Annotated in this window: 9 protein-coding genes; 6 read left to right on the top strand and 3 right to left on the bottom strand. The window is 40.7% G+C overall.

The window, feature by feature from the left end; translation table 11 throughout:
• Positions 1 to 455: 455 nt before the first annotated feature.
• Positions 456 to 2,639 (bottom strand): glycoside hydrolase family 88/105 protein, encoded by a 2,184-nt coding sequence (locus AC1DUA_RS11840; RefSeq protein WP_477499941.1) that lies wholly within the window; start codon positions 2,637 to 2,639, stop codon positions 456 to 458.
• Positions 2,640 to 2,747: 108 nt separating this feature from the next.
• On the opposite strand from AC1DUA_RS11840, the gene AC1DUA_RS11835 reads away from it, so the two are divergent.
• From AC1DUA_RS11835 to ltrA, 5 genes are all read left to right on the top strand, one after another.
• Positions 2,748 to 3,092 carry an AraC family ligand binding domain-containing protein gene (locus tag AC1DUA_RS11835; RefSeq protein ID WP_477499940.1) on the top strand — a complete coding sequence of 115 codons (345 nt, stop codon included), beginning with the start codon at positions 2,748 to 2,750 and terminating at the stop codon, positions 3,090 to 3,092.
• Complete coding sequence (locus tag AC1DUA_RS11830; RefSeq protein ID WP_477499939.1) at positions 3,092 to 3,412, top strand: helix-turn-helix domain-containing protein; 321 nt, start codon at positions 3,092 to 3,094, stop codon at positions 3,410 to 3,412. Before AC1DUA_RS11835 ends, AC1DUA_RS11830 begins: the two co-directional genes overlap by 1 nt.
• A 602-nt stretch (positions 3,413 to 4,014) precedes the next feature.
• Positions 4,015 to 4,797 (top strand): class I SAM-dependent methyltransferase, encoded by a 783-nt coding sequence (locus AC1DUA_RS11825; protein WP_477499938.1) that lies wholly within the window; start codon positions 4,015 to 4,017, stop codon positions 4,795 to 4,797.
• A gap of 177 nt (positions 4,798 to 4,974) precedes the next feature.
• Positions 4,975 to 5,535, top strand: coding sequence for a chloramphenicol phosphotransferase CPT family protein (locus AC1DUA_RS11820; protein ID WP_477499937.1), 561 nt, complete (start codon positions 4,975 to 4,977; stop codon positions 5,533 to 5,535).
• Positions 5,536 to 6,267: 732 nt separating this feature from the next.
• The gene (gene ltrA, locus AC1DUA_RS11815) at positions 6,268 to 8,061 is read left to right on the top strand and encodes a group II intron reverse transcriptase/maturase (protein WP_477499936.1); all 1,794 of its coding nucleotides are present in this window, start codon (positions 6,268 to 6,270) and stop codon (positions 8,059 to 8,061) included.
• 246 nt (positions 8,062 to 8,307) lie between these two features.
• On the opposite strand, the gene AC1DUA_RS11810 is transcribed toward ltrA, so the two are convergent.
• Together AC1DUA_RS11810 and AC1DUA_RS11805 are read right to left on the bottom strand one after the other, a co-directional pair.
• Complete coding sequence (locus tag AC1DUA_RS11810; protein ID WP_477499935.1) at positions 8,308 to 8,865, bottom strand: stalk domain-containing protein; 558 nt, start codon at positions 8,863 to 8,865, stop codon at positions 8,308 to 8,310.
• A 145-nt stretch (positions 8,866 to 9,010) separates the two neighbouring features.
• Positions 9,011 to 10,324 (bottom strand): hypothetical protein, encoded by a 1,314-nt coding sequence (locus AC1DUA_RS11805; protein WP_477499934.1) that lies wholly within the window; start codon positions 10,322 to 10,324, stop codon positions 9,011 to 9,013.
• A 737-nt stretch (positions 10,325 to 11,061) separates the two neighbouring features.
• Between AC1DUA_RS11805 and AC1DUA_RS11800 the strand changes: the two genes are divergently transcribed.
• Positions 11,062 to 11,655, top strand: a complete 594-nt coding sequence (locus AC1DUA_RS11800) for a chloramphenicol phosphotransferase CPT family protein (protein ID WP_477499933.1) — start codon at positions 11,062 to 11,064, stop codon at positions 11,653 to 11,655.
• Positions 11,656 to 12,076 lie beyond the last annotated feature (421 nt).

Raw genomic sequence — 12,076 nt, 5'->3', positions numbered from 1 at the left:
TAATCGAGGTAATTTTTTTAAAGAATATGGGGATGTAGATGAAGAAACGAAGCTATTAGCTCGATTGATTGCCATATTTATTCCTATTTTGATAATGTTGCAGGCAATTGATGATAGAGATGAAAAGTTGGTTGATGAAGCAAAAGCGAACATAAAACGTGCTCTCGCTGATTAAGAAATGTCATTACGCTAACGGATACGTTTGTTGATAGGGATCTCTTTATAAATAGTTTGTTAGAAGTACTTCAAATCTTATTTGTAAATCGGGATTTCTACTCTAAAACACCACTTCAAAACTTAATTTGTAAATCGATTTTATATGAAAAACCAGCAAACCCTTATGTTTGCTGGTTTCTTGCACTTCAAAACTTATTTGTCACCCAACAGATGCTGAGATGAGAGTTGCTGATGGGTGACAATTATGTCTTTAAGTGACGCGATTCTATTCTGAATAGTTATTTATGGACACCTCCACTTACCGGTTGGGAAGCCTTCAGCACTTGAATACCGRCAAGTAGGACAATTCCGATCCCATGTGTATCATTGATGCTAGTTGTTAAATCGAACTTGTAGTATTCCGGGGTGAAGGAATAACGTGAGCCTCGACATACGCCGTAGATATTGCCGTTACTGTCAATCGATTTCGTTGATAGACCTTGCCAGGCGCGATGGATCGCTGTTTGGTATTTGGCCGTTTCAGGAAGCCAACCGAATTGAATACCCCGCGCGAAGGCATAGGTGAACATGGCGGTGCAAGAGGTTTCCTCGTAGGAGTCAGCATCTGTTAGTACTTGATGCCATAACCCTTCGCTGCCTTGATGAGTGCGCACACCATCGCAAAACTCTATAAAAAATGTCATCAACGCTGTATAATCTTGATGATCAACAGGGAGCACTTCAAGTAACTCCGATAGCGAAAAGAGCGGCCAACCGTTGCCGCGTCCCCACGGAATACCTGTCGCCGTGTTGTATTTAAAGTCGTACACATGGGACATCAAGTTCACTTCAGGCAAATACAAGTATTTTTTAAATAAAAGAAATTGGCGGGCAGCCTCGTCGAGACAGGCGCGATTTCCGGTCATTTTGTAATAGCGAATCAAGAAAGGCGTACTCATATAGAGATCGTCTGCCCACAAAGTATTCTCATAGAAGAAGCCTTGTCGTGCTCGGTAATAAACCCCGTCACTTTTCCTCTCTTGCTTGTTCAGCATATAATCGGCGATGACATCTGCCACCTCGCGGATCGAAGGGTCGCTTGTGTCAGAGGAAACTTCCAGCATCACGGAGCCGAAGGATCCGCAGTCATCCAGCATATTTAATTCAACCAACTGTTGGTTAAGGGCTGGAAACCCATATGTCTCCGCATCCCAAAGGGAATAGGCGTAAAATCGGGTACAAGCAGTTACATGCTGCTTCACATATTGGATGATGTCAGGTCGGCCCAGGAGTCGACCTGCTTGCAGCATACCGTAAAGCGTGACGCCCAATGGATAGTTCCATTTGCCAAAAAGTTTATTTTCTGAGTATGGCCGGATACGCCGATTCGGTTGATTGACTGTCCAATAGACGGACTCGGAAGTTCCTTGGAAAACCGAAGACAGCGAACAAATTTCAGTTGGTTTGAGAGCGTGACTTGCCGATAGCGCGCCTAGCAACAACCAAGGATCGTTACAGCCCTTGACCATTGCAGGAGATTGAAAAGCAATGGCAGAATCAGACTTCGCTGACAGTTCGAATCCCCATTCAGAAGTGCTTGAGATGCTTTCAATGAGCAAATCTTGCGGCATAGAAGAAGAAGAAGACACCTCGCATTCAAATGAACCGCCGGCTGATTGTTCATGAACAAGCTCGTTATTGACCCAAATGCGTCCTGCACCGGAAAGTTGTCCGATGAGTGTGACCGTGTCTCTGCTGGGGGAACTGAATCGAGTCCAGGCGAAGGCGCAGCTTCCTTCTTCTTTGCCAAATAGACGTGTAAACATGCCATTTTGCAGCTCTTGTTGATCCCAATGCAAGCGAGGCATCCATGACAGGCTTGTCGCAGCTTCGGGTACCATGCAGTCTGGTACAGGATGATTTGCGAAAATATCGCTGTCGTAAGCACCGGTATAGACCCAGCCTGCTTGACCAGCTCGGTCGGCGAACGGAGCCATTACGTCGAAGGGTAGCCACTTGCTACGATTTGAGCCGAATAGACAGCCAAATCCGGAGGCTGTTTTCTGGAGTTTCACGAAGATGGTGTTCCAGCCTCTCGACAATTGAATGGAGATTATCAGCTTGTTAGCGTAATTGACTTCATCTGCAATGTCTGATTTATATACTTGTCTTCCATTTAAGTGTATTTGTGTGGGGCCGTAACAGTTGATTGCGGATTCAGCAAGCTGTTCGCTTTCACTCCAAATCAAACCAAGGATGTAGCCGTATTGTCCATGCTGAGCCGAGGGATAGCGGTCTRCCAAGTTCAAATCGTAGCGACCATCCTCTAGCTGCTTAAAGCCGTCGGAGGGGATAGAACGAAATGTAAAAGGGATAGCGGGATGTTCCCCAATGTAGCGGTTGGATATAGTTTCAATGATCGCGTGAATGGAATGTCCCAACCTGCCTGCAGCACTCTGCCCAAAGTTAAGCTGTGTATTCATAATGATAACGCCTCCTCACTAGTATGAGACCAATTATAGTAGGTTGGTGTCTATTATGTTGTTTTTAACCTGTGCTATTATGTTGTTATATTGCGGAGGTGGAGAGTAATGAAACACGTTCAGCATTTCTACTTGGACAGAGAGCCTTGTTTGGTAAGCTTTTTTGCCGAATCGGCTGATTCCGCTTGGAATTCCTATCATTCTCATCAGGGACTAGAATTGATTTATGTTCATCAGGGGCAAGGAAAAGCCATCATTGGCTCTCGTATATATCCGATCAAACCGGGAATGCTGATGATTTTCCAGCCCTTTCAACAACATCGCGTTCACTTCGATTTACAATCTGGTGAGACCTATACCCGTTCCAAACTTCTATTTGAACCTACGTATTTTGAGAAACAGCTAGCACATTTTCCTGCTTTGATGCAATTCTATTGCACCATGCAGAACTAATGATGGAGTGGATTGAACAGCATTATCAGGAACCATTTCAGCTAGAACGACTTGCGGATGAGGTGCACCTCTCCCCAGCACATTTGTCACATCTGTTTAAAGAAGCGACGGGAACGAGTATTTCCGAATATATCATCTCACGGCGGATGCAGGAAGCCTGCCGGCTGCTTGAGTCAACAGATTATCCGCTTCAGGATCTTATCCAAGAGATCGGGTTGACAAATGTTTCTTACTTTTGTCAGCTTTTTAAGAAACGTCATGGGATGACGCCGAATCATTATAGAATAAAAGCACGCTCATTAATGAGCGCGCTAGATTAAAGAAGCTGATTTCGGCGTTCGCATAAGCCCACTAAACTAGCTTGAAACTATAGTTGAACAATCAGGGAGCAGATCGTCACGGCCGGCAGCTGTTCCCTGTTTTCATTCAAGTAACGGGCAGGATAGTTCCAATATATGGTATTATCAGGATGGACTGAGTACTTAACAGTAGAGGGATGTTTTTCTTCTAATTCTGGAGGTGACTACATGTCGAAGAAACTCTATAAATTAATTGCGAATATCATTACATTCTGCTCAATTGGATACGTAATATATATAGGCTTCTTTGTTTTTTTCGATAAACCAGGCACACCGGAAGACATCACTAAACTATATTTAAAAATGGGATATGCATATGTAATACTCGCTGTTATTTTAATTTTAAGAGCTATTCGAAGAATAGAATTCTATAATTTAGTCTAACGCAAGAACGATAGCACAGAAAACAAATAATGAGGTCGCCTCGAAATTCAATCAGGCGGTGTCATTAACGGGCAGGATAGTTGAAAAGACCGTTGGTTTGTTTGGAACTATGTGGTAGAATGAAGGTGAATTATTTTGAAACTAAGTTTCACTAAATGAAACTTTAGGGAGTGGTTTAAATGCCTATTAACTTCCACGAAGACAAAAACAGAATGACCTATACAACAAGAGTTGCCGATGAATCCTGGATTTCTCTTATCGAAAAAAATGTTGATGTTATTGGTAGTCAAGTTGTTGATATCGGTTGCGGCGGAGGCATTTATACAAAATCCTTTTTAAGTATGGGTGCATCACAGGTGACGGGCGTAGATTTTTCTGAAGAGATGTTAAAAGGTGCTTCACAGAACTGTATGGATTGCAAAAACGTTATGTTTGTTCAAGGAGATGCTTATGATACCAAACTTCGTGAGGGTGGATACGATATTATTTTACAGAGAGCTTTAATTCACCATCTAGTTGATTTGAATAGGTGTTTTAAAGAAGCAAATCGTATTTTGAAAAATAACGGTATTTTAATAGTTCAAGATAGGACAGCTAAGGATTGCTTAATGCAAGGAGACGAGAGCCATCTTAGAGGTTATTTTTTTGAGAAATATCCTAGATTGGTTCATAATGAAATTAATCGCCGACATGAATCTAATAATGTGAGAAATGCACTCGAATCTAATGGATTTAGACTACTTAGTGAAAATCAGATATGGGAAACTAGAYGGAAATACAATGATGTTGAATCTTTACATCAAGACCTTCAAGAAAGAACAGGTCGTTCAATTTTGCACGAGTTAACGGATAATGAACTTAATCAGCTAATATTGTATATTGAAAGTAAAATTGATGGAACACAACTTCCGATAATTGAAAAAGACTCTTGGACGGTGTGGTTTGCTATCAAAATAAGTTAAGCTAACATAGTACGATAGCATAATAAACAGGGAGTAGATTGCCGCGGCAGCTGCTCCCTGTTTTCTTTAAAGTAACGGGCAGTTATGCGGGGTGTGTAATTGAAGTAATACAAAAGGGAGATAACATTTGGAATTTTATGTATAATATCCATAGGTGAGTTGAAGGGGTGTATTAGCATGCCAGGGACAATTATTTTTTTAAACGGTACTTCGAGTTCTGGAAAAACCAGTATTGCTTTAGAATTACAACGAAATCTTGAAGAGCCGTACTTACACATGTCAGTTGATCAGTTTTTAAACATGCTTCCATCAGATTATCTCACAAATGGAAGTAAGGTAGCTAATGCAAAAGACGCCATGTTAAAAGTAATATCAGGAATGCATAATGCACTTCCAGCATTTGTTGCATCAGGAAATAATATAATTGTTGATCATGTGTTACAAGAAAGAAAGTGGTTAGAGGAATGTGTTTCAATATTAGCCGATTTCAAAGTATTGTTTGTTTCATTGTACTGTTCAATTGAGGAACTCCAACGAAGAGAACAAGAAAGAGGTAATCGTAAAATAGGTACTGCTAATTATCAATATAATCGAGTTCATACACATGGCATTTATGACTTAGAAATAAATACTGAGCTCAACAGCATTGAAGAATGTGCTCGAAAAATTAAACATCATTTGCAGGAAAACCATCCTTTAAACGCCTTTAAGCTATTAAAGAAAAACCTAGAGAGTTAAACTAACGGATAAGTATGACAAGTTCTGCTATAAGCACCAAACAGTGCGAAAAGCAGGAGATTAGATGAAGTAATCTTAACTTTACAACCGAGGATGGGAATGACGGAACCACGTATCTTGAAACCATCCCGCCAATACTCCTGCGCGCGTCATGTTTAACAGAACATGAGGTGTGAAGTACAGGTAGATTCGGCAGAACGAAGGCTAGAGCCATTTTGAGAAAAAAGAAAAAAAAAAAAGGTATGCCAACGGATATGCCGCGTGGCTGAAAAACTGGATATGGTGAGAATGTTCGCACAGAAGCGAACTGACGAACTTCCGAATGTACAGGTCTAAAGTTAGAGCATGCGGAAACGTATGTACCATCAAACGATGGGGTGAGAGGCGTAAAGTAAAACTTTCTCCTATGAAATACGCTATGCCAAACTACGGTGGCATTGGTCTCGCAGGCTTAGAGGAAGCACCTAAGTCCAGAAGGAATAGCTAGGCTGTAAGGGACTTGGAAGGCAAGGGACGCTGCAAGAAGGGCTGTTACCCAAAACGGTTGCAATAAGGCACTCGCCGAAATGGATTYATCCTTGTGAGGGCAGGGGCACGACTGATGAAACCTCTGTAATCGAGGTGGAGGAACAGCCCCAAGTCTAATTGAAAAGAACGATCATTTTCCATACGTGAATTGCACCGATCAGGTAGGAATGTGGGGACATCACTTCGTCAAGGAGGGGTGCCACAGTGCAAGCTTTACGAAATTGGGAGTATTACGGCATGACAGAATTGTTTACGGATTTGTACGCAAAAGCGGCGAATAAAGAAAGCTTTTCTCACCTTTATGAGATGGTCACATCCAGAGAAAATATATTGCTGGCTTACCGTACGATGAAGTCCAACAAAGGATCAAAGACACCAGGAACAGATGGTCAAACCATTAAAGACATCGAACTACGACCCGAACATGAATTAGTGAGTGAAATCCAAAACAGACTTCAAAACTACCACCCCAAGAAAGTCAGACGGAAACTTATCGAGAAAGATAACGGTAAAATGAGACCGCTTGGCATTCCTTGCATCCTCGACCGCATCATTCAACAGTGCTTCAAGCAAGTCCTTGAGCCCATAGCTGAAGCTCATTTTTACAATCATAGCTATGGTTTCAGACCTCTTAGATCGACACATCATGCCATGGCAAGAGTTCAATTTCTTATCAATCAGGCATCGATGCATTTTGTGGTGGACATCGACATTTTGGGTTTCTTCGACAACGTCAACCATACCTTGCTCGTGAAGCAACTTTGGAACATGGGAATTCAAGATCGAAAGGTTCTAGCCTGTATCTCTAAAATGCTAAAGGCTGAAATCGTGGGAGAAGGAATACCTTCAAAGGGCGTACCTCAAGGAGGCTTGCTGTCAACACTTCTTTCGAACATTGTGCTGAATGACCTCGATCACTGGGTGGCAGGTCAATGGGAACTCTTCCCTCTGAAGAAACCTTTCAAATCAAGAACTGGCGAAAGGGCTGCGAAAATACGCTCAAGTCTGAAAGAAGGCTATCTGGTGCGTTACGCCGATGACTTCAAGATCATTTGCAGAGATTGGAGATCAGCCCAGAGATGGTATCATGCGGTAATTCTGTATCTCAAAGACCGTCTGAAACTCGACGTATCTCCAGAGAAATCGCAAATCATTAATCTGAGAAAACGAGAGTCAGAATTCCTTGGGTTTACAATCCGAGCGAACAAAAAGGCACAGAAAAGAGTTGCTCATACGGGGATTAAAGCGAGTGAAAAATGGAAAATCAGTAGCGAGGCTAAGAAGCATATACTCAGAATGAGGTCTTCGCCAACAGCTCTAACCGCTGCACGGTTCAACAGCTTTGTTTTAGGAATTCATAATTATTTCAATCGGGCGACACATGTTAGTGTTGCGTTCTCACGTCTTGCTTATGATCTGCGAGCTTTCATGTACAATCGTCTCAAACAAATCGGGAAATACGAGCATCCTGCAAACCCACCACCAACATACAGTAAATTTTACAGCTTGGGTTACAGGACTTTTAAAGTAGCAGATGTCTATTTATACCCTCTTGCGAATGTGAAAACAAAGAATACGATGGGCTTCAGTACAGGGCTTTCGCTCTTTACGACAACAGGCAGAGAACAAATACACAAAAAGCTTCGACCAGATTTACGTCAGGAAATTTACTTACTAACGAAATCTAGCATCCCGAATCAGAGTATTGAATATATGGATAATCGGATCAGTCGGTATAGCATGAAGATGGGTAAATGCGAGATTACAGGTATGTATCTTTTCGCATCCGATGTTCACTGCCACCACTACATCCCGTTGCACCTAGGGGGAACCGACAAGTTTAGCAATTTGCGCATCCTCCAAAAAGAGATCGGGCGACTTATCCTTCAAACACAAAAAGAGACGATTGACGTACTCAAGAAAAGACTGGAACTCACGGAATTGATGATGAACAAGATCAACAACTACCGTGAAAAATATGTTTTAGAACCAGTTTAACATATCCCAAAACAATGAGTAACGAGGAACTTATGATTTAGTACATTTAGTTAGAGGGAACGCGGAGTGCGGGGAAACTGGCACGCTCCGTGTGGGACAGGGGAAAAGCTGGAGATCACTTCAAATGCTTACCTATTGTTACCGATAGTTTAACTTCGAAGAGCTGCCAATCGGCAGGCAGCTCTTCGTTAAGCATTATAGGGAATTTACGTTACATCATGTCGACATCGTAGTAGACATATAGAATTAGTTTAGAACTCGGTTAAAGTAACCTACATTTACCTTAATTGAAGAATAAGAAGTTAAGTCTCCACTACTAATTAACTCAAACGCATGTTTGCCAGCTGAATAATGCCCATTAATTACAGCAAATCCCAGTTCCGTGCCACTTGCATCTACAAAAGAAAGATTTGCACCAACTTGAGCATCCAAAGAAGTTTCAACAATTCCGGAAACCCTCGTCTTGTCGCCTTCTTTGATGGTAATTACATTACTTACTTTCACAAGATCTTTAGCAATTGGGCGAGGATCATTATATAAAGTATTTTCATCTTTTATAATGATTTGTTTAGAAGCATCATCATAAGCGACGCCTGCCCCGATGCTTTCAGCAACGAACCGAATTGGAACATACGCATGACCGTTATAGTTAAGCGTTACATAACCATCATCTAGGGCCTTTTCTTGATTATTCACAGAATAAGAAACATGGAAGAGCAAAGCTTCGATTTTATCGGAAGCCAAGACGACGCCAGCTGAAGTGAAACACGAACCAATGAGTATCCCTGCAATTAGTTTTTTCATATTCGTTAGCCTCTCCTTTACCAGTTATGAGCGCCTTAAGGGCTCGATATCTATATGACGCACAAAAAGATTCATTTGTTTCACTTATTTAACAAAGAAAGGGGAAAAGTGTTGAACACTTTCCCCCAGTGAACGATAAGATTTATTATTGCAAGTTGAAATTAATGTTTACAGCGCTATCTGTATCACGTGTTTCAGACAGTAATTGAATTGTACGTTTTTCTGAAGGAGTATCCCCAATTTCCGGGTACCATTTTGAGTAACTGCTATACCAAGGTGATGATGCATTAGGGCTATAAATATTAACACCACCCCATTTGGAATTAAGCATATACGATCCATTCGCCAAATCACAAGTCTTGACTTTGACTCCTAAATTGTATTGGTTTGTGCAGGCAAGAGCATGTTCATATTTCAAATAAACATTTCCACCGGTGCCATCATAATTAAAGCCACGATTGGGTGCGTACCATCCCATCGATGTCAAGAATTGATATGTATCACCATCGTATACTTGAATTACAACAGTATTGCCATTATAATCTGCAGGGTTCACTGCACCCCAAATGATATAAAGTTTTGGATGTGCAAAGCGATCAATAGTGACCGTACCAGACCTCCATCCACATTCTCCATTATTAAATTTAGTTTCAGAACACGTGGCCCAACCTGGAAGCCCCATATTAATTGCGGTACGCCAGTAACGCCCAATTGAGTCGTTTGTGTATACACCTAAATCAGCTCCAACAGAATAAGAATCATTAAAAATGTTACCCATTCCATATGCAGCATCTGCATAATAGGAGTTTGTATTAATCCCTACTGTAGGGAGTTGGTACCAACCTGTTCCTTTTATGTAACTATAACCTGATGTAGTAACTCGGTGAGCACCTGTTAAAGTGTCTTGAGTATATTGATTGTTCGGGATAGAGGATGCTTCCAATGTAGATTTTAAATTTGACGCATCCAACTTCAAACTAGGAACTGATTTTTGTGTTTTATCCTGTGTTTGAAGAACTTTTAATTGTTCTTTTTCTTGCTCTGAAAGGGAATGAGGGACAGGGACTATTTTGTCGTTCATTTTCACATAGCCATTTTCTACATTGTAAGTTTCCCCAGAATCAAGATTTGTTTTAGATAATTTTAGTCCATCAATAAGGTTCTTTAATTGACTGTCTGTAAGTACTGTAGAAGTAGATTGGCTCTGCGTTGTTACACTGATTTGCGGTTTTACGAGGGAAGCGACAACATCAATATTATCTCCCAATTCTTGAATGGTAGAATCACTTAGACCTCGCTCTTTCAAAATTGTTATATTTACATTATCTTTTGCCTGTCGCAATAAAGTTAAATCATTTACTTTTGGGGATTCTGTAGCTGCATTAGTGTTTTGGCTATACGAAAATAATGGTGTTAAACAGATTGCAATTGTAAGTAGGGCAAGTACTAGCTTTTTCATAAACGAACCTCCTTAATAATGGAAAAATATGGTGGGCGCCCAACTAATAGATTACCATAATGTGGAATTTACGTATATATCATAAAATTGAATATTTTGTAAAAGGCACACAAAGAGAAATGTAGTTGTGGATGCTACAACAGGGGTAGCTTTAGAAGCATTTTCCTACCGTTAATAGAAATGATATTAAACAAACGGAAAACGAGAGCTTAATAAACAATAAGTAGAGGCTGCCGCAAATAGGCAGCCTCGTTACGTTAACGGGAGGATAGTTGAAGAACTTAGTAGAACTTAATATTTACAAAATAAAAAAAATGTTAGGGTGCAATGTTACTTGAATAAGCCAATTCAATATTATTTCAAATTACAAAAGTTCTCTTTTCTTATATTTGCTTTTATCTTTGCAGCAGGAAGCTTGTATGGTCTGATTTTCAATTTAATTCATGGGGATTACTTTCTTTCTGTAATATCATTTATTATAAGTTTAGTTTTTTCTTTTATTTGTTTTCGGACCAGTAAAAAGTATCAAATCGAGATGGAAAAGAGACGTTAACGGAGAACGTTAGTTCAACCCATCATGGAGCAGTTTGCCCGGCGGCAGCTGCTCTTTTTGTCATTAAGCGATTGGGCAGGATAGTTGAATCGTTCCTCGAATATTTTATCAGTTGGATAATTTATGAAATTTGTTGAAAGGTTGTCCGAATGAAACGCAAATCTTATAGATAAGGGTGATTCATGTGAAGCAAGGACTCATTGTGTTTTTGAACGGAACGTCAAGTTCTGGAAAGACCTCCATATCGACTGAAATGATAAATCAGAAAGAAATTCCTTTTTATCATTTATCAATTGATGATTTTTTTAATAATTACAATGATTTTGTTAATAATAAATTTCCAGATGAACCTCCAAGAGGAATAGATCACCAAGTTGTCTCACAAATAGTTGATCATTCCATATGCTCAGTGTACCATTCGACAATTAAATTGTTATCAGAACTGGGTTTTAATGTAATAGTAGATACCATAATCGCAAATGACAAGTACTTTAATGATTTCTATGATTCACTTGTTGATCATCCTATATTATTTGTAGGCGTACTATGCTCGAAAGAAGAACTCACAAGAAGAGAGCAGAGCAGGGGAGATCGATTAATTGGACTAGCACATTCCCAGTTCGACAGAGTATATTCCTATAATGAATATGATCTTGAAGTAAATACGGAAAAGTTGAGTCCATCCGAATGTGCCGATAATATATTAAGTTTTATTAAGTCCGATCAGGGTTACTCTGCATTTAAGAAATTAGGTACAAGAGAGATTAGTGTTTCATAGTAGGCAAATCCATCAGATAACAACATATTCAAGCATTGGGGCTATTACCCCTCTGCCCACAAGATTTTGGAATTAAGCTAACGGAAACGATAGTTCAATGGTGCGCCTAGCAAAGCTAGGCACAACTAGTTGGTGAAAGTCCAACCGAGGTAGGGACCAAGCCGCCTCGTAGCTAGCAGGCATCTGGTGGCGAGATCCTAAGGATGAAGCCCTGTGAAAACCCCCAACTGGGGTGAAGCAAAACTGCAGGCTGTAACATAAAGTGAATCCTGCCGCATCGACATATCGAACCCGAAAGGGACAAGAGGGAGCCGAACCCCGTATTGTACGGTGAAGGCCACGGAACGCGTGAAGAACTTGGAAAAGCAGCGCGGAAGAATCCTCCGGTGTATGGGGAGCAGCATGTAGTAACAGTTGTGTC

The sequence above is a fragment of the Paenibacillus sp. 01T422 genome (assembly GCF_056398785.1).
This window is presented reverse-complemented; position numbering and strand designations above follow the sequence as displayed.